An 18869-nucleotide genomic window follows, 5' to 3' on the forward strand; every position below is an offset into this window, starting at 1 on the left:
CCTGCCGGAAATGTCCGGGCGACATTCTAAAGCCTGTTCCCGCGCATCACGGGCGCCGGACGCGCGCACGCGAAAAGCGCCGCGCTGCCCGCTTCCGGGAACGGAAGCAGGCAGCGTCGGTAATAAATTTGAAAGACATTGAAGCCGGCGATCCGCAGTCAGGCGGGACACCGAAAGAACGCGATGAAGCGGGTGTTGGGAGGCCGGCGTCGCCGCCGGCGCGGGTCGAACGGCACCGGAGCGGTGCCGGTGCGGGGCAGCCTCAGCCCTGATCGTCGCCGGGCCACCAGGTTTTGGCTTCGCGGTCGACGATCAGCGTATCGAGATCCTTGCCTTCGAGCCACTTGGGACGGGGGCCACGGCCCGACCACGAGCGGCCGGTCGTCGGATCGTAATACTTGGCAGGCGCCTTGCGTTTGCGCTGGACGATGTAGCCGAGGGCGCTCAGCACTTCCTGCTGCGAGATGCCCAACAACTCGACCTGCTCCTTGAATGCCGCGAGTGCGGCTTGCTTCTCCTTCTGCTTGGCTTCCGACAGCTTGATATTCAGGTCCCGAAGTTGTGCTTCGAGATCCTGCAGGGCCTGGGTCATGTATTCATCCTCTTTGGGCATGTTTTTATTCAAAAAAACCTCCGACGGCCGAACCTATCACGAAGTTCCGCCAATCGGTGTTGCGATATGTGAATCGTTTGCCTGGACCTGTAACGCTTTCGAAGTGTACCGAACGCCACGCCATCGTCGAAAACCGCACGGCATCGGCACGCAACACATGGCGCCGCACCTTGCACAGGCGCGGCATGGCGCGAATGATAGCAGTGCGCATCCGTCATGTTCGAGGACTTTTGCGGTCCGGCGCACACTTGCCTTCGCCAGCCCGCGCGCGTCGGCGCCGGTGCGGCGGTTTACGTGCCGAAGCGGCACCCGTTCCACGCAACTCGCGCGAACAGCGCATGCAGCTTCGTGCCGCGCGCGGCCCCGATCTGACGACCGCGCTGGCCGCGCGCGGCGCGTGCAACGTTTCGGCGTCGATATGGATGACGTAACGTTTCACGTCTCCGGGCAACGCGGCCAGAAGGTAGCCTGGCCGGGAACGGGCACGCACGAGGTCGTGCACGCGATTGAATCCGATACGAAGACGTAGCGCGATGGGCGCTCTCTGCTCTCGTGATTGTTCGATTGCGTCAAGCCATCGGCGAACCCGACGCACCGCCCCGCAGCCTCGACGTTCCCCGCCGAGCGGGAATGTTGCGCGGCGTGGCGTCTTGCCGTGCACCTGCGATGACCGCTGCCATGCGTCGCGGCATCACGGTTCGACGCGCTTACGGCAGCGGCGGCGCGTCGCGCAGCACGGCTTGCAGCCCGGTCGCGAACGGCGTCGCATGATCGATCCCGAGTGCGCGCACGCGCGACGCATCCAGGTGGCAATCGTACGGACGCGGCGTCGCGTCGGCCGGCGTGTCGATCCGTGCAAGCGCCGCATCGACGCCGAGCGCGACCGCGATCCGCTGCGCGATGTCGTACTTCGTCATCGGCTCCTCGCCCGACCAGTGACGGATGCCCGTGACCGACGAGCCCGCGAGATGGCGCAGCGTCAGGTCGCGAATGACCGCCGCGACGTCGGGCGTGTAGGTCGGATAGCGGATCGCCCATGCGTCCATCCCGACCGCATCCGCACCCGGTCGCGCGGACGCGACGATCGCCGGCACGAGGCTCGTGACGGCCGACTCGCGCCAGTCGACGATCGGCCCGTAGAGCAACGGCAGCCGCAGCACGCAGGCAAGCGGCGATGCGGCGAGCAACGCGGCCTCGCCTTCCAGCTTGGTGCGGCCGTAGATGTTCAGCGGGTTCGGCGCGGCGTCTTCGCGGTACGGCGCGGCCTTGCCGTCGAACACGTAGTCGGTGGAGATGCCGAGCGTCCACGCGCCGTAGCGCGCCGCGAGCGCGCCGATGCGGGCCGGTGCGTCGACGTTGATCGCACGCGCGGCGGCCGGGTCGCGTTCGCAGACGTCCGGGCGGCGTTCGGCGGCGCAGATGATCACGGCGGCCGGTCGGCGAGTTGCGAAGAGGTGTTCGAGCGCCGGCTGATCGAGCGCGTCGAGTCGGGCGACGTTTTCCGGCGGCAACGCGAGGCGCCGGGCGCCCGCGGTGTCCGGGTTACGGATCGTTCCGATCGGCGTCAGTGACGATTCGCGGGACAGCGATGCGGCAACCGCACGGCCGAGCAGGCCGGACGCGCCGATGAGAAGGATGGTCGGATGCGACACGGTGGCCAACGATGAAAGGGAGTGAGGGCCCCCAATCTATACGAGAACACGCAACCGATGTCGATTTCGATCGCACGTCGACGACGTGCGCGTGATGAAAACAAGGCCCGATGCGCGATTGCGCGCACCGGGCCTGTCGTGCGGCACGAAGCCTCGCGCCCGCTTACTTCCGGTCGAACGAATAGCGCCCCGGCCCGCTCACCGCGAGCAACAGCAACCCGCCGATGATGCTGATGTTCTTGTAGAAGTTGATCATCGCGAGATACTGGTCCATGCCTTGCAGCGCCCAGTAGCGATGCCCGATCAACGCGGTCGCGAGCGTGTAGACCGCGAACACCAGCGCAAGCGGACGCGTGTAGAACCCGACCGCGATCAGCGCGCCGCCGACCAGTTCGACCGCCACCGCGATCACCGCCGACAGCTCGGGCGACGGTGCGCCCGTCGAGGCCATGTACGCGACCGTGCCCGAGAAGCCGTTCAGCTTCTGCCAGCCGAACAGCACGAACAGGATCATCATCAGCACGCGAGCCGCCAGCAGCAGCTCGTCCTTCTTCGACTCCAGCGAAACGTAACGCATAGCAATCACCTTGAATTGACGGTTTGACGCATTCGGTGCCGATGGCCGCCGCAACGGCGAACCCACGGATCGGCAACGAACCCTCCTCGCACGATCGAACGGCGGGCCGGCCGGCCCGCTGCCGAGGAATCCGCCCCGTCGCGCCGTCGTGGCGCGCTGCGGAGCGGTTCTGGCGAAGCACGGGTGCAGTCTACTGTCTCACCGAAAATCATCAATCCGTCGAAACAAGATTGGCTGTCGCGATTGAGTGGACAATTGTCACGTAACAAACGCGTCATCCGCGGCCGGGCACATTGGCCGGCGCGCCTGCCCGCCGGATCACATCAAATCGACCGGCAGCGTCTTGTCGAGATTGTCATGCCATGCGCGAATGGTCTTCGGCACGGTCTTTTTCCACGCCGGCGCGCTCGTGTAATAGCGCATCCGCACCTTGTCTTGCGCATCGAACACCAGCAGACCGATCCACAAATCGGTGCCCCGGCGCATCACGATCGCGGCGTTCGTCGTCGCGATGCCGCGTACCCAGTACGACTTCACGCCGGCATTCAGGCCGTCGAGATCCTGTTCGTCCGCGCTGGAGTTGACCGTGTCGACGAGCGTTTGATAATCGGCGCCCAGCAGCTTGTGCGCGATCGCGTTCTGCCGTGCATCCGCCAGCACCTTCAGGGTCACGAGATCCGCCGCCTGGCTCGCCTGCGCCTTCGACGCCGTCACGTAGTCGCCCGAATACACGACGCCCGCACCGGCGCCGCAATCGGCATCGCCGCCCTGCTGTGCGACCCGCACGCGCCCGCCCTTGCGGCTGAAATCGAGCCGGCATCGATCCTGGCGAAACGTGGCGCTGTCCCCGTGCAATTCGATATCGCCGCTGAGTCCGCCGGTATTCGCGCCGTTGTTGCCGCTCAATTCGAAGTGAAGACGCGGTGCCGTGCCGGTGAACGTCAGCACGCCGCCGACGGACGGGTTCGCGCTGTCGCGATACCACGTCTGCTGCCAGCGGTCGGCCGCAAGCGACGTGCCGTTCAGGATCGCGAGCCGCTCGCGATAGCGGTCGCCGAGGCAGGACGCATCGTTGCCGCAGCGATCGCGCTGCTTGAGCCATTTCAGCTGCGCGGCCTTCAGCGCGGCCGTATCGCCGCCTTTTGCGAGCGCCTTTTTCCATGCCGCCGCCAGCTCGCCGTCGAGCGACGACAGCCCGGCGTCCGCGCAGATCGCCTTTTCGGTTGGCGAAACGGCTTTCGCGCAATCGAAGCTGGCCGCGTGCGCGGCAATCGGCGAGATCGTAAGCATTGCCAACATCATGACGGATCGCAGGTTCGTGCTCCACGCATGCCGGCCGTGAAGTGCAGCCTGCCCTCGCTCGCCCGCGCGAGCATTCGATCGATTCTTCATTGTCATTGGACTGGACTCGTCGTGGATGGCGGTGAGTAGAAGCTACGTGCCCGATGTACGTGCCCGATTCGTTCGAGGTAAAAATACCCGGCCCGGCATGCGCTGTCGGCCCGCGCCCCCGGCGAAGCCTAACGCGAATGCGCGCCGCCGATCAATCGGCGCGCTACCCCCGCGCGCCCAACCGCTCCGCCAGAAACCCGATGAACGTGCGCAGCGTGACGAACCCTTCCCGGTGCTGCGGAAACACCGCATTCAGCGTGATCGGCGACGGCGCATACGCGTCGAGCACCGGCACGAGCGCGCCGCTGTCGAGCGCCGCGCCGACGATGAAATGCGGCAGCAGCACGATGCCGAGCCCCGCGATCGCCGCGTCGCGCACGACTTCGCCGTTGTTCGCGACGAGCGGCCCCTGCACGTCGAACGTGCGCGCCGCACCGTCGACCCGGAACTCCCAGCCGACGCGCCGCTCGCGCCCATACATCAGGCACGTGTGGCCGGCGAGGTCGGCCGGCGTCGCCGGCGTGCCGTGGCGCTTCAGGTAAGCGGGGCTCGCGCACGCGATCATCTCCCACGCGCCGAGCTGCCGCGCGATCAGCGTCGAATCCTCGAGCGTGCCGATCCGCAGCACGAGATCGAAGCCCTCGCCGATCAGGTCGACACGCCGGTCGGTCAGGTCGACGTTGAGCCGCACGGCCGGATGCGCGGACAGGAATTCGGCGATCAGCGGCGACACATGCGTGATCCCGAACGACAGCGGCGCGCTGATCTTCAGCGAGCCGTGCAGCTCGGTGCTGCGCACCGACATCGCCTGCTCGGCGTCGGCGACCTCGGCCAGGATCCGCTGCGCACGCGCATAAAACTCGTGCCCCGATTCCGTGACCGCGAGATTGCGCGTATTGCGATGCAGCAAACGCACGCCGAGCGCTGCCTCGAGCGCCATCGTGCGCCGGCTCACGAACTGCTTGGACAGCATCAGTTGGTCGGCCGCCGCCGTGAAGCTGCCCGCATCGACGGTCGCGACGAAGATCCTCAGGTCGTTGAGTTCCATATTGTCCACCTCAAAGTGACAGTCATTATCTCTACAGCCATTTATTTGTCAAATCGATTGACCTAAGATTCATCTCAACGAACAGCCGGCCCCACTTCCGAGGGCAGGCCAAATCCAGGAAAAAATCATGATCGAGACTCGTGCAGCAAACCAACGTGGCCGTGCCGAGCATGGCTGGCTCAGCTCCCGTCACACGTTTTCTTTCGCGAATTACTACGATCCGAAGCAAGTCGGCTTCTCCGACCTGCTGGTCATCAACGACGACCGCGTCGCGCCGGGCCGCGGCTTCGGCACGCACCCGCACCGCGACATGGAAATCCTGTCGTACGTGCTCGACGGTGCGCTGGAGCACAAGGATTCCATGGGCGCCGGGTCGGTGATCGTGCCGGGCGACGTCCAGTTGATGAGCGCGGGTACCGGCGTGCGTCACAGCGAGTTCAACCACTCGCACGAGACGCCCGTCCACTTCCTGCAGATCTGGGTCGGGCCGTCCGAGAAGGGTGCCGAGCCGCGCTATCAGCAGACGAACATCGCGGCGGACGACAAGCGCGGCAAGCTCACGCCGATCGTGTCGCCCGACGGTAGCGGCGGTTCGCTGAAGATCCGCCAGGACACGCGGATCTACGCGGGCCTGTTCGACGGCGACGAGCGCGCCACGCTCGAACTCGCACCGGACCGCTTCGCCTACGTGCATGTCGCACGCGGCAGCGTGACGGTCAACGGCGTGACGCTCGGCGAAGGCGACGGCGCACGTATCCGCGACGAGCAGGTATTGACGTTCACGGATGGCAAGGATGCCGAAGTGCTGGTATTCGATTTGCGTCCGGTCGAAGTGACGGCCGAGTGGGCATGACGCCCGTTCGGAACATCGGGCCCCGCTGAACGCGGGGCCTTCTTATTCGGAGATTCGCAACATGGCCAAGGTACTCGTTCTTTACTACTCGTCCTACGGGCACGTCGAAACGATGGCGCAGCACGTCGCGGAAGGCGCGAAATCGGTGCCCGGCGTCGAGGTCACGCTCAAGCGCGTGCCTGAAACCATTCCCGTCGACCAGGCGAAGGCGATCGGCGTCAAGGTCGACCAGGCCGCACCCGTCGCCACCGTGGACGAACTCGCGAGCTACGACGCGATCATCTTCGGCACGCCGACCCGCTTCGGCAACATGGCCGGCCAGATGCGCACGTTCCTCGACCAGACCGGCGGCCTGTGGATGAAGGGTGCGCTCGTCGGCAAGATCGGCAGCGTGTTCGCGTCGACCGGCACGCAGCACGGCGGCCAGGAAACGACCATCACGTCGTTCCACTCGACGCTGCTGCACCACGGGATGGTGATCGTCGGCGTGCCCTATGCGTGCAGCGGGCTCGTCAACATGAACGAAATCACGGGCGGCACGCCGTACGGCGCAACCACGCTCGCGGGCGCGGACGGCAGCCGTCAGCCGAGCGCGAACGAACTCGACATCGCGCGCTACCAGGGCAAGCACGTCGCGGAACTCGCCGCGAAGCTCGCGTCGTAACGCGGGCGCTCCCTCCCGGGAAGCCCGGGACCGCGCCGCACGCCGCCTGCGCGGCACGCACGAGAACGAACGGCGCCGGTTCGACCCGGCGCCGTTTTCCGTCGCGCGAACGCAGGCCGTTACTGGCCCGATGCCGGCGCGGCGGGCGCAGCGGGCGCCGCCTTCGTCGCGGGCGCCTTCTCGACCGCGTTCTGCGGATAGTTGCTCTGATCGTTGGTCAGCCGGTAGCCGCTGCCCGTGCCGATCGCCTTCAGGTCCTTCGCGTGGCGCGCGCGGGCCGCCTTGCGGGCTGCCTTCTTCTGCGCCTTGTCGAGTTGCTTCTGCGTCGGCGCGGACGCCGGATCCTGCGCATATGCCGCCGGCGCGGCGGTCAACAGCAGACCGAACGACGCCGTTACTGCCACTGCCACCGAAACCACGCGAGACTTCGTCATGGCCGGATCTCCTTGTCGATTGTTGGTTGTGGGTCGAACGCCGGCACGCACGCGACGGACGTCGGCGTGCGACCACGGCGCCGATGCAACGTTAGCCGATCGCTGCGCAAATGTCCGTGCCGGTTCCTGAATTCTCCTGATAACGGCAACGATACATGCGCGGCAGGCGCCCGGCCAGACGGCGTGGCGCACGTGCCATCAGGGAAACCGATAGCATCGCGCGCCGCCGGCACCCGGCGCCGCTCAGATCCAGCGCGACAGCACCGGCAGCAGGATCGGCACGACGAATGCGGTCAGCACGCCGTTCAGCCCCATCCCGAGGCCGGCGAACGCGCCGGCCTCCTCGCTGACCTGGAACGCACGCGCTGTGCCGATCCCGTGCGACGCGACGCCGAGCGCGAAACCGCGCACGGCCGGCTCCTCGATGCGCAACGCGTTCAGGATCGCGCGGGCGCACACGGCGCCGAAAATCCCGGTCGAGATCACCAGCACGGCGGTCAGCGACGGAATCCCGCCGATTTCCTGCGCGACGGCCATCGCGATCGGCGTGGTCGCGGATTTCGGCGCGAGCGACGCGATCGTCTGGTGCGACGCGCCGAACAGCGCGGCAATGCCGACCGCGGACACGATCGCGGTCAGCGAACCGGCCAGCAGCCCGACGAGCAGCGGCACCGCGGCGCGCCGCAGCTTCGACCACTGGCGGTACAGCGGCAGCGCCAGCGCGACAGTCGCCGGGCCAAGCAGGAAGTGGACGAACTGCGCGCCCTCGAAATACGTCGGATACGGCGTGTGCGTGATCGTCAGCAGCACGACGATCAGCGCGACCGCGATCAGCACCGGATTCGCGAGCGGGTTGAAGCGCGCGCGGGTATAGACGGCCTGTGCAATCAGGTACGCGATCAACGTGATCGTCAGGCCGAGCAACGGAGTCGCGGCGAGGTAGACCCAGATCGCGCCGAGTTTCGGGAAGGCCGTCATTGCGTGCCCTCCGCCGTGCCGTCCGCGCGCCGCTGGCGGCGCAGCAATGCACGCGTGACGAGCGCGGTCACGGCAATCGCGAGCGACGTGCTCACCGCCAGCGCGACGACGACCGCGAGCGCATCGCCGCGCACGCGGTCGGCCGACACCATGATGCCGACGCCGGCCGGCACGAACAGCAGCGACAGGTGGCGCAGCAGTTCGAGCGCAGTCGGCTCGATCGCGTCGGCCATCTGCGGGCGCAGCATCACGAAGCCGAACAGCAGCAGCATGCCGATCACGGGGCCCGGCACCGGCAGGCCGAACAGATAGGACACCCCTTCCCCGAGACACTGGAAGGTCAGCAAGACCGCGAACGCCTGCAGCATGAAGCGCTTCTCCCGAACATGGCTGCGCGCTCGTGCAGACGCGCGACCGATCAGCCGGCGGCGTGTCGCGCCGGCGTGGACGATACGCGCGATCGTATCAACAAAGGCTGCCGGGCGGGCTGTCGGCGCGGCGCGCGACTGCGGGCAACCGCCCTGCAGCCGGATCGAATCGATGCGACACTTGCCGCCGGACGATGCGAAAACGATGCAATCCGCGCGCACGCGGATGCGTCGCCTACGCACGGCGCGATCGAGTCATGGATTCGTTCGCAACGAATGCGCGCCGCACGGCGCACATGAGACATGCATGAGCGGCCGGGCCACCTGCCCGCGCCGCATCAAGGAGAAGGTTCAATGTTTTCGTGGTTTGAACGGCGCCTGCCGACGTTCCCGCTCGAGGATCCCGCCACGCCGCCGAAGGGGTTTTTCTCGTTCGTCTGGGCGTGCACGAAAGGCGCGCGCGGCTGGATCCTGCTGATCGCGCTGACGTCGGCCGCGACCGCCGCGTACGAAGCCGTGCTGTTCGCGATGATGGGGCGCGTGGTCGACTGGCTGTCGTCGGCGACGCCGGCCGAATTCGGCGGCCGGCATTTCGGCACGCTCGCCGGCTTCGCGGCGATCCTTGCCGGCAGCGCATTGCTGATCGCGCTGCATACGATGATCAAGCACCAGGTGCTCGCGATCAACTTCCCGATGCGGCTGCGCTGGCTGTTTCACCGGCTGATGCTCGATCAGAGCCTTTCGTTCTACGCGAACGAGTTCGCGGGCCGCGTGACGACCAAGATCATGCAGACCGCGCTCGCCGTGCGCGACGCGCTGTTCATGTCGGTCGACGTCGTGATCGGCGTCGGCGCGTACCTGATCGGCATCCTCGCGCTCGCGGCGAGCTTCGACTGGCGGCTGATGATTCCGCTCGCGCTGTGGGCGCTCGGCTACGGCGTGGCGTGCGCGTATTTCGTGCCGCGCCTGGGTGCGGTCGGTAGCCGGCAGGCTGACGCGCGCGCGCTGATGACGGGCCGCATCACCGACGCCTATTCGAACATCACGACCGTGAAGCTGTTCTCGCACACGCGCCGGGAAGCCGACCACGCGCGGCGTGCGATGGAGGCGTTCAAGGTGACCGGCGATGCGCAGATGCGGCTCGTCAGCGCGTTCGAGGTCGTCAACCACCTGCTGTCGACGCTGCTGCTGGTCGGCTCGACCGGCCTCGCGCTCTATCTGTGGCTGCACGGCGAGGCGAGCGCGGGCGTGGTCGCGGCCGTGATCGCGATGGCGCTGCGCCTGTCGAGCTATTCGCACTGGATCATGTGGGAGATGACCGAACTGTTCGAGAACGTCGGCACGGTCCAGGACGGCATCAACACGCTGACGAAGGTGCGCAGCGTGGTCGACGCACCCGACGCGAAGGCGCTCGCCGTGCAACGCGGCGGCATCGTGTTCGACAACGTGAGCTTCGCGCACGAGGACAACGAGCGCGCGGTGTTCGACGGGCTGAACCTGACGATCCGGCCGGGTGAGCGGATCGGCCTGATCGGCCGCTCGGGCGCCGGCAAGTCGACGCTCGTGAACCTGCTGCTGCGCTTCTACGACGTGGACGACGGCGCGATCCGGATCGACGGACAGGACATCGCGCACGTGACGCAGGACAGCCTGCGCGCGGCGATCGGGATGGTCACGCAGGATACGTCGCTGCTGCACCGGACGATGCGCGAGAACATCCTGTACGGCCGCCCCGACGCGACCGAGCAAGAGATGCACGACGCGGCCGTGCGCGCGGAAGCGTCCGACTTCATCGACCGGCTGCGCGACCGGCACGGGCGCAGCGGCTACGACGTCGAGGTCGGCGAGCGCGGCGTGAAGCTGTCGGGTGGTCAGCGGCAGCGTGTCGCGATCGCACGCGTGATGCTCAAGGATGCGCCGATCCTCGTGCTCGACGAAGCGACCAGCGCACTCGACTCCGAAGTCGAAGTCGCGATCCAGCGCAGCCTCGACGGTCTGATGAGCGGCAAGACGGTGATCGCGATCGCGCACCGGCTGTCGACGATCGCGGCGATGGACCGGTTGATCGTGCTCGACGAAGGGCGCATCGTCGAGGAAGGCACGCACCTGCAGCTGCTTCAGGCGGGCGGCATCTATGCGGCGCTGTGGGCGCACCAGAGCGGCGGGTTCCTCGGCGAGACGGCGGATGCGGAGGGGGCGGCGCAGTAACGCACGACAACGCATCGGGCATTCGCCACGCGCGCGGATGCACGATGGCGCGCGTCGTTGAGCCGGTTTGATGCGGGTGGCCCAAATTCCGTCCCGGTCTTAAGTGGAAAATTCCGGCTCTTCAGGGCGGGCCGGATCGGCCCGATCGGTGCACTGGCGGGTTTCCCCTCTTCCAACGTAACCTCGGTTCGGGACAGTTTCAGCACGCCAGCGGCCGGACTGCTCGTGCAACACACGGCGGCTAGAATGCCCGGGCGGGCGCCCTTGCCCAGATTCACCTTCTTTTCCGGCGTCCACCGGAATTCGTGACCTTCTGCACGTAATCGCGCGCCGACCGGCGCTCGAGGCTGCAGCGCTCAAACTGCCCATACCGATAGCAGATCACGCGCGCTTCCAAAGACAGCTTCCGTGCAGACACCTCCTTATCGACGACAGGCGGGATAGTTCTTCCACAGAGTCCGGAAAGGCTACGGCTAGACATCGCGACTCACTTGGACTTGACGACACCTCACCACTCGAGCACGCCCCGCCCTGCTGGAAGCGATCCATTCGGTCTGGCCACCGCGTTGCAGACGGGATAGCCGGGAATCTCCACGATACGTCCCGTCACCGGAATCGGGGTGCCGGGATAAACGTTGAAATTGTCGAGGCTTTGGCCGTCCGCTTTGGCACCTTCCACTCGATAGTGAACATTTCCGTTCGCCGTCAGCTTCACGCCGGACGTTTCGCACGAGACCGAGAGCCCCTCGCGGGGCTTCGCCGGCAATTGGCGAACAATCCCGCTGAAGGCGAGGTTGGTGACCACGCTTGCAGACGACTTTTTTGTATGATCGGCCCCCAGCACCTTAACTACTGGTTTCACATCGAGTCGATAGAGGGTTTCCGTCTCCACCGCGCGCAGTGCCTTGAGCGTGATGACCTTCGTCTGCCCGGGAGCCAAGCTGATCCGGAATGGATATGCATAAAGTGTCGGCTGCACGGCGTTACTGACGGGTTCAAGACGTTCGCTTTCCAGCGGCACACCGGGATTCAACAGGCGTGACAGCGTTACGCTGACGTATTCGTTGCGATCTCCATTGTTGATCACCTTGACCGAGGTGCCCTCATCCCTCACTGTCGCGTCCTTCGGCATCATGTCGATCGCCGCGATCGCCGAGAACGGGATGGTCAGCGCCATCGCACTGAATGCGCGCAAGAACACGGATGATTTTTCGTTCATGCGGAGATATCCTTCAAATAACCCTTCACTGTGCCGGCACGCTCGCCGCCGAATCTTGCTTGACCGATGAACGCTCGACGACACGTCGGCCGTTAGGGTGTCTTGATCACGGGCTCGAATGTCATCGACAACACGCCGCTGTACGTGCCAGCAGTGCTCTTGAATTCGCCGGCGGGAGGATAGGCGGCAATGTTGAGGTTGTAATACCCGACCGAATCGACTCCCTCAACCGGCGCGGATGGGTTCTGGAACTCCGTGGCCTGCCCGACCAGCAGCGGCTTTGATGCGCCGCCTTCGATACCCAGCTTGACCGTCGGCGCGCGAAATTCCAACTCCGGATTCGATTGATGCGTGATCGTCAGCGGTGAATCCAGGCGAACCTGGAAGGTTCCGCTGCTCGACACGAGCTTCAACCGTGCCTGCACCTCGTAGGGCGTATCCCAGCCGCCGAGTTGCTGCATTTCCAGTCCATGATCGAACCACCCGCCCGAATCGTTCGTGACAAACAGATTGTTGGGCCGTGTTACGTGGGCGGTGATCTTGCTTGTCGTTTTGCCGGTCAGTTTTACCGTCTGCGCCTGCACGACCACAGGCAGCATCAGCACAACGCACAGCCACTTCCTCATAAATCGCTTTGGCATGCTCGCTCCTACGGTTTGACCACTACGGTGAACGTCAGCACATCGCTGTAATCGCCCTCTTTCACCTTGGCGTCCACGGTGGTCTTGAATGTCGGCACGAAACACGTCTTGCCAGAGCTGTCGAACGGCAACGCGGCATTCGAGGCGTTTGGCAGAGACAGGGCCGATGTGCCACTGTCCAGCGTGATGTCGTACGGGATCAGCTGCGACGCATCGGCCACGTTCTTAAGCCTGTACCGGTTAGCGACGACGCCGTTGGCGTCGCTCGCGTTGATGACGAAATTCTTGCCTTTGACCTTCGGTCCGGAGTAAGTGAAGCAAAGTTGATTCGCAATCTCGGGAAACGATTTTTCCGATTCCCCCCGCGGTAACTCGCCCAGATTCCAGTCCGGTGCCGTCACGTTTACTGCGATATCCAGCGGCTGGGGTGAATTCGGGTTCACAACTGTACATGCCCCCCCGGTCTCTCCAACGCGGATATATACGGAACCGGTATTTTCATAATAACCTGGATAACCATCAGAAAAACTCTGTGCAGCCATAATTCCGATAGCCGGCCAATCCGCAATTTTGCTGTTATCCATTCGTACACTCGCTACTCCGATAAACGGTTCGGTATTGACCCAATCTTCGGATTGACCATAGCCGTAAGATCTTCCACCGGGAGGATTGTCTTGCCATCCCCAAGCAGTTACAACGCCATTCAAAAAAACGCCGCTTGGACGTTTGACCAAAACGTTTCCATTTCCGTCATAAGTATGAACGATCAATACCCTACCCACGCTGCCACTACTAGGGGCCATTTTCTTGAAATCGATCGAGACCATGAAGCTGCTCGTTCCATCTCCGTTGTCCATCCATGAACAATCGCTATATCCATTGATTAAGCTCGCGGGCACCAAAGAACTCCCGCTCGCATGCGTGCATACTAAAAAAAGGGCGCACATCGTCAATAGCTTCCATTTCGGACATTTCACTTTATCTAACAACACCTTTGGCATTCCCCTGGCACGGCGTCAGGTACCGCCATGCTGATAAATATTTGAGAAACAAGCTCAATTGTCTGCGACTCGACATCGACAACCAGACGCATACACCATCATCGCAAACTGCGAGGCGTTACCCCCCCTGACCGTTCATCTGGTAGATCACGACGCCATAGCCAACACTGACAAGCAGCGGCGCCGTCGTGCCTTCCTTTTGATCGGCTCTGACCGCGACGCGCTCGCGCGGCCGGAATGTCACCCGCCATACCTGATTCTGTCCCGGCACCGAAATCTCCTTCAGTACCATCCGATATCGCTGCCCGGGCGAGAGTACCAACCGCCGGGGCAAAACCAGTAACGCGGGCCGCTCAACCTCCTCAACCAGCATCCGCTGCTCCGGCACTTGCCCCGGGTTGATCACCAACTGCTGGGTGATGTCGAGATACAACGGCGTGTCGCCGATGTTTGTCGCCCACAGCTCGCTCGCGGGCTTGTCCGGCGCCAGCGTCAATTCGGTGCGCGATAACTTCAGAATACCCGCCGCATGACAGCCGGCGCAGCACAGCACCGCGAGCGCCGCCGGAACCCAGTTCATGCGCCTCGTCACGGACACACCAGCGTTTTTGCCACATCGTCCACACGCAACGTCATCTGCCGGGCCGGAAAATGCTGCGGCGTCCCGGGGAAGACAGCCAGGGTCTGCGCAGGCTTCGCCTTGTCATACACGACGTCGGTAAAGATCTGGCGGATATTCCCCGTGTTTTCCAGCGTCAATCCGCCGTTTTCGCAGCGATGCGTCCACGCGGATTTCTGCTTGCCCGGTGCCGGCATGTGCCGCACCAGCACGCCGTAGCCAATCGCCACCGACATGGGGGCGGTGATCTTGTCGTCCGGCGCGTTGTCGACTTTCAGCGATCTGACCGGCAGGATGTACAACCGGTAAAGCTCTTCCAGCTCCGGCTCGCCCAGCGATTTCAACACGATCGATCGCGTCTGGCCCGGGCCGAGCGTCAGCTTGTCGGGGCTCGCCAGCATGCCCGGGCGGGCGACCTCGCCCAGATTCACCTTCTTTTCCGGCGTCACACCGGGATTCGTGACCTTCTGCACGTTGATGTTCAAATAGAGCGGCGCATCGCCCATGTTCTTCACGGTCACCGTCTGTTCGTGCGCGTTGAAGACCTGCGTCGACACCGGCATGACCATCAACTCGCCTTCGGCATGGGCAAACTGGCTAGCTGCCATCACCAAGCCGAACAACAGCGAAAGCGGGGTATTACGTTTCATTGCATTTCCTCTCTGAAATTGACCGGGTCGTCATTTGCAACGGAAGTAGTTGCCGCTTTCCTCCGTCAGATCGCATGTCAGGCGTCGCCCTTCTTGCTCAACGGTGACGAGCCGCAGCATCTTCTTGCTCACGATCGAGAACAGCCCGTTCCGGTACGCCACGTCGCCCGTCTCGGCGATCCTGCCGCTGACGGGCTTGCCTCTCTCGTCCGTCAGGAAGCCGCTGTAGATCATGCTGATGTCGACGCGCGCCTTCGCCGAATAAACCTGCCCCGGATGGGCTCGAACGACGTTTGCCGGCACCTCGATGTTCATGTCCAGCTTCGCGTTGTCGCTGAACACACGTGCAAACGACACGTCGCTGTACGCGTTGAGCGGCACAGCGTATGTTCCGCCTCCCGCTACCGGGCTGCCTTCGACATTGAAGCCATACTTCATGCCGTCCATATTCGGTGTCTTGAGCAATAAAGCACTGCCGCTCGCGCTGTAACGTCCGACAGCCACGCCGTCCTTGCTCGCTGCCACCATGCCGCGATAGTTGAAGTCGGCATTGCTGCCGCCATTGCTCGTGCCGAGGTTAAGCGAAACATCGCCACGCGTACCGGACCGCGTACCGTAGAGGTTGACGCCGTAGTTGCTGCCGACCCGATTGGCCGTGACGCCAATGGTCGATGTGCCGAAGCCGTTGACGAAATCCTTGCGGACATCGCCGCTCAACTGGGTCTGCCCACCCGCATGCGCGGCGTTGAAGCTTGCCTGAACCTTGTCCAGCGTCATCGTCGTGTTGAAGTACACGCCGTAGCCGCCGTTGCCGTTCTGGTAGCCCCCCTTCTGCACGCCGAGTGCGAACATGGCCCATAAGCCGTTCGGCCGGTAGTTCCAGCGGACCTCCGCCTGATGTGAAGCACCGCCGAACCCCGACTGCTGGTAGTTGTATCCGACGATCGCCTTTCCGATGTTGCGACTGTAGGATGCGCTCGTACTCGGCTGCCCACTGTAAAAGCGCGACACATTCGTGCGTTGGTAGCGGCTCACTGTCAGACTGCCCAGTGCCTCGCTGGCCATCGAGATGTTCACGTAACCGCCGACTCCGCGCTCGCCGCTCAGCACGCCGAGCGTCGGGGTAACATCGATACCGGCGATCTGCGTCGGGCGCGTGATATTGATTTCTGCCGCCCATTTGCCGCCGTGGCCGGCCAGCATCGAAGCATTCACATAGAACTGCTTCAGGTTGCGACTCACGGCAGCTTCGAGCAAATACCCGCCGCTACCCATCTCCTTGCCCGCGGTGAAATGCCAAGCATTGCTGCCGGAGGCGCCGAAATTGAGGTTGTTGACTTCACGACGCTCGCGGCTAACCACGTTGCCGTTGCGGTCGACGAGCCGGACCTCGACCGGGTAGTAGCCGCCCGGCAAGTCGACAAAGCTGATTTCATTACGCCCGATCGATGCCGGCCGCTTCAAAATCAGGCGATCGTTGCGGTAAAACTCGTAATTACCTTCGGCTGTCGCATAAAGGATCAGCGAACCGGCGTTAGTGTTCACCTTCAGGTGTGCCTGACTGCCGATCGTCACGAAGTGGTCGAAGCTCGGCGACAGCAGCGTGCTGACGGAGCCCGACGTATAGTCGATACTGTTTTGCTTGCCTGCCCGAACATACGTGCTGGCGAAGTTCTTCTGCAAGTAATACGACGACACGCCGCGGTCGCTACCACTGTGGCCGCGCGCCGTCGTCTGGTTTGCATACCAGTTCGCATAGCCAAAGCTTTGCGATGGAAGCCCGACCCAGGTGTTGCCGTTGATATTCGCCGCGCGATAGCCGTCGGACGCGGCGCGGAGATCGATCGACTGATTGTTGACGATACCCAGATTCGTCGGCGGCGCTATGTAATCCTCGCGCGCGTCGCGGATCGAGATCGATCGTCTCATCTTGTCGACGGTCACGTGATAACCGTCTATCTCCAGGTCGCAGCCCTTGCTGCAACGCTTGTAATCCAGTTGCGAGACGACTCGCTTGAGCGTCGAGACATCTTCCGCCGATATTCCATTTTCTTGGAATTTCGCGGCGTCGAACGTCAGCACGCCATCCGCTTGCGAAAAACCAATAAAGCCCGGCAGTGTCCGCCCGTTGAACGTCGCAACGTAATTCGCCGCATCATCCATTTCGGCCGCACTGAACCCCTCAGGGATTCCATACGAAATCTTCAGATCTGCAAATGCCTGCGACGAGATGAAGAGAAACGCACCTACCCACAGCTTGTTGAGACGAAAAGGGACTTGATCGGCGTACACGCTTAATCTATGGGGGAAGAGGAGGAACGGACATAAGCGATTTTTTTCGGCTGGAGCGAATCAGGAAGCCCTGCAATGAGGGCTTCCGGTTAGCGCTTACTTCATCATTTCTGCAATTACCAGAGGTTCGAAAACCATGGCCTGAGCGCGGCGGCAGCTGCCGTTCGTGCTCAATGAGTGCTTCCCGTTAGGGCTTCGGTGCAGTTGCCAGAGGTTCGAAAACCATGACCAGATCGCCGCTGTAGCTGCCGCTCGTGCTCACGGTGCCGACTTTCGTCGGCGCCTCGACGTTGATCTTGATGTCGTGAATTTCGTCAAAGCCGCCGTTGCCCGCGACCGTCTGAGTGATCTTCTGCGCCGTGCCGAACGTGACAGCTGCGTCGCCGCTGTTGCTCGACATCGTGACCGCGGCATTCTTCATTTCGTACTTGCCGTTTGACAGTTTCAGCGGCTGGGCCAGCGAAATGTTGAAGTCCGCGTTCTTCGACCATACGCGAACCGGCAGCGTCTTCGAGAACTTCGTCTGCGTGTGGTCGTCTGCTTGCAGTTCTTCAGTGCTGTACCAGGTCGAGCCGTCGGGCTTCGACACGAAGATGCCGTCGTCGATTCGCGCGGTCAGCGTGATTTTCTTCGACACCGTATCGGCATGAGCCGTGTTTACGATGCCAAACAGTGCCGAGGTCACGCCCAGTGCCAGAACGAGTTGCTTGAGTTTCATCAGCTAATCTCTATAAAGCCGTTTAAAAAAATAAATGCCGATTTAAAATTAAGGTCGACACGCAATGCGTGGAATGCACACCCCACAGGAAAGCAATTTTCCGGATTCCCAACTCCTCTTAAATAAGACAAGTCAGAAAATATTATTGGAATAGATATGACAAGTAAGAGCGAAAAAGGCGTTCTTCCGGAAATTTTCGCGGTGATTGATAGATTAATTTAACAATTCATCGAGCCCCAAAAAAATTCCCCGGAGTCGAACGGGAGGCTTCCCGCGAGCGTTACATGCGCAGAGACGAGACAAAACGAGACGTGAGGATGATGCGACGAGCCATTACGGATTGACGATGAGGCGGCCCTGTCGGCTTGTAATGCGACTGCGCAGCGTTCAGTACTACAGAAGCGTCAAGGAACCTCGTCCGAAGCTTCGGTCGTGTATGCGCGAGATCGCCTATGGCCAGGCTGGAGCACGTTCCATTCGCCGTCGACCTTCATGCCCGAACTGTCGCCCGCCAGATGGATCGGGTCGCTGTCGTGAACGATCGGCAGTTGGATCTCGAGTGTTTGCGCGCGAAGGCACAGCGCCGTGTAGCTTGGTACCGGCAGGGAAGCCAAAGCCAGATCGCGCAGGCTTTGCGCGAAGCCTTGCCATCGGGGGCCTGCAGGGTGTTCTCGGAAAAAAGTGAGTTCGCCCACACCGCGCCGGGAAGCCGTGCAGCAGGTGATTGAACAGCGCGACTATTCGGAGCGCCGGACGTGCGCGCGCTCATTGAGCTCAATCGCCGGACGTTCCGACGGCCGGCGCCGTCTGTCGCCGACCACGAACTGCGGCAACGGCTGCGCGAGATGGCGCAGCAGCGGACATGGCTTGGTTCCCCCGCGGCATCTCTTACTACTTCGAGAGGACCTGCCCAGCACCACAAACGCACGGAATGTGCTGTAT

The 18869-nt window shown here is 63.1% G+C and carries 18 protein-coding genes and 2 pseudogenes; 4 read left to right on the plus strand and 16 right to left on the minus strand.

Going from position 1 to position 18869, the window contains the following annotated elements:
* Positions 1-262: 262 nt before the first annotated feature.
* The 5 genes from HWX25_RS27045 to HWX25_RS27065 all read right to left on the minus strand — a co-directional run bounded on the left by HWX25_RS27045 (position 263) and on the right by HWX25_RS27065 (position 5282).
* A complete protein-coding gene (locus HWX25_RS27045; protein ID WP_175911501.1) occupies positions 263-592 on the minus strand; it encodes an H-NS histone family protein in 330 nt (109 codons plus the stop codon).
* Positions 593-1320: 728 nt separating this feature from the next.
* Positions 1321-2265: an SDR family oxidoreductase gene (locus HWX25_RS27050; RefSeq protein ID WP_175911503.1), complete on the minus strand. Its 945-nt coding sequence runs from the start codon at positions 2263-2265 to the stop codon at positions 1321-1323.
* Positions 2266-2428: 163 nt separating this feature from the next.
* Positions 2429-2842 (minus strand): DoxX family protein, encoded by a 414-nt coding sequence (locus HWX25_RS27055; RefSeq protein WP_059449243.1) that lies wholly within the window; start codon positions 2840-2842, stop codon positions 2429-2431.
* A 318-nt stretch (positions 2843-3160) separates the two neighbouring features.
* Positions 3161-4144: a lysozyme inhibitor LprI family protein gene (locus HWX25_RS27060; protein ID WP_244135294.1), complete on the minus strand. Its 984-nt coding sequence runs from the start codon at positions 4142-4144 to the stop codon at positions 3161-3163.
* A gap of 253 nt (positions 4145-4397) precedes the next feature.
* The gene (locus HWX25_RS27065; RefSeq protein ID WP_175911505.1) at positions 4398-5282 is read right to left on the minus strand and encodes a LysR family transcriptional regulator; all 885 of its coding nucleotides are present in this window, start codon (positions 5280-5282) and stop codon (positions 4398-4400) included.
* 127 nt (positions 5283-5409) lie between these two features.
* Between HWX25_RS27065 and HWX25_RS27070 the strand changes: the two genes are divergently transcribed.
* Complete coding sequence (locus HWX25_RS27070; protein WP_175911506.1) at positions 5410-6135, plus strand: pirin family protein; 726 nt, start codon at positions 5410-5412, stop codon at positions 6133-6135.
* Positions 6136-6196: 61 nt separating this feature from the next.
* A complete protein-coding gene (gene wrbA / locus HWX25_RS27075; protein ID WP_175911507.1) occupies positions 6197-6799 on the plus strand; it encodes an NAD(P)H:quinone oxidoreductase in 603 nt (200 codons plus the stop codon).
* Positions 6800-6918: 119 nt separating this feature from the next.
* Here the strand turns inward: wrbA and HWX25_RS27080 are convergent, their stop codons facing one another.
* The 3 genes from HWX25_RS27080 to HWX25_RS27090 form a co-directional block, all read right to left on the minus strand.
* Positions 6919-7233, minus strand: coding sequence for a hypothetical protein (locus HWX25_RS27080; RefSeq protein ID WP_059820816.1), 315 nt, complete (start codon positions 7231-7233; stop codon positions 6919-6921).
* Between the two features lie 243 nt (positions 7234-7476).
* Positions 7477-8211 carry an LrgB family protein gene (locus HWX25_RS27085; protein WP_175911508.1) on the minus strand — a complete coding sequence of 245 codons (735 nt, stop codon included), beginning with the start codon at positions 8209-8211 and terminating at the stop codon, positions 7477-7479.
* A complete protein-coding gene (locus HWX25_RS27090) occupies positions 8208-8579 on the minus strand; it encodes a CidA/LrgA family protein (protein WP_175911509.1) in 372 nt (123 codons plus the stop codon). The genes HWX25_RS27085 and HWX25_RS27090 overlap by 4 nt, the downstream gene beginning before the upstream one ends.
* Before the next feature lie 354 nt (positions 8580-8933).
* Here HWX25_RS27090 and HWX25_RS27095 point away from each other — a divergent pair, with 354 nt between their 5' ends.
* Positions 8934-10787 carry an ABC transporter ATP-binding protein gene (locus tag HWX25_RS27095; RefSeq protein ID WP_175911510.1) on the plus strand — a complete coding sequence of 618 codons (1854 nt, stop codon included), beginning with the start codon at positions 8934-8936 and terminating at the stop codon, positions 10785-10787.
* A 508-nt stretch (positions 10788-11295) separates the two neighbouring features.
* On the opposite strand, the gene HWX25_RS27100 is transcribed toward HWX25_RS27095, so the two are convergent.
* The 7 genes from HWX25_RS27100 to HWX25_RS27130 all read right to left on the minus strand — a co-directional run bounded on the left by HWX25_RS27100 (position 11296) and on the right by HWX25_RS27130 (position 17927).
* Positions 11296-12006 (minus strand): hypothetical protein, encoded by a 711-nt coding sequence (locus tag HWX25_RS27100; RefSeq protein ID WP_244135295.1) that lies wholly within the window; start codon positions 12004-12006, stop codon positions 11296-11298.
* A gap of 92 nt (positions 12007-12098) precedes the next feature.
* Positions 12099-12647 (minus strand): hypothetical protein, encoded by a 549-nt coding sequence (locus HWX25_RS27105; RefSeq protein WP_175911511.1) that lies wholly within the window; start codon positions 12645-12647, stop codon positions 12099-12101.
* Between the two features lie 8 nt (positions 12648-12655).
* Positions 12656-13474, minus strand: coding sequence for a hypothetical protein (locus HWX25_RS27110; RefSeq protein ID WP_175911512.1), 819 nt, complete (start codon positions 13472-13474; stop codon positions 12656-12658).
* Positions 13475-13766: 292 nt separating this feature from the next.
* Positions 13767-14228 (minus strand): hypothetical protein, encoded by a 462-nt coding sequence (locus tag HWX25_RS27115; protein ID WP_175911513.1) that lies wholly within the window; start codon positions 14226-14228, stop codon positions 13767-13769.
* 8 nt (positions 14229-14236) lie between these two features.
* Complete coding sequence (locus HWX25_RS27120; RefSeq protein WP_175911514.1) at positions 14237-14917, minus strand: pilus assembly protein; 681 nt, start codon at positions 14915-14917, stop codon at positions 14237-14239.
* 30 nt (positions 14918-14947) lie between these two features.
* Positions 14948-17080 (minus strand): TcfC E-set like domain-containing protein, encoded by a 2133-nt coding sequence (locus HWX25_RS27125; protein WP_175911549.1) that lies wholly within the window; start codon positions 17078-17080, stop codon positions 14948-14950.
* 316 nt (positions 17081-17396) lie between these two features.
* Entirely contained in the window at positions 17397-17927 is a 531-nt protein-coding gene (locus tag HWX25_RS27130; protein WP_175911516.1) for a CS1 type fimbrial major subunit, read from the minus strand.
* Positions 17928-18258: 331 nt separating this feature from the next.
* On the opposite strand from HWX25_RS27130, the pseudogene HWX25_RS33540 reads away from it, so the two are divergent.
* Positions 18259-18378 (plus strand): annotated as a pseudogene (locus HWX25_RS33540) (IS3 family transposase); the annotation flags it as partial.
* Here HWX25_RS33540 and HWX25_RS27135 read toward each other — a convergent pair.
* Positions 18362-18574 (minus strand): annotated as a pseudogene (locus HWX25_RS27135) (transposase); the annotation flags it as partial. The pseudogenes HWX25_RS33540 and HWX25_RS27135 overlap by 17 nt on opposite strands.
* Positions 18575-18869 lie beyond the last annotated feature (295 nt).

The sequence above is a fragment of the Burkholderia sp. BCC1640 genome, from assembly GCF_902833125.1.
In the GTDB taxonomy this organism is placed as follows: Bacteria; Pseudomonadota; Gammaproteobacteria; order Burkholderiales; family Burkholderiaceae; genus Burkholderia; species Burkholderia diffusa.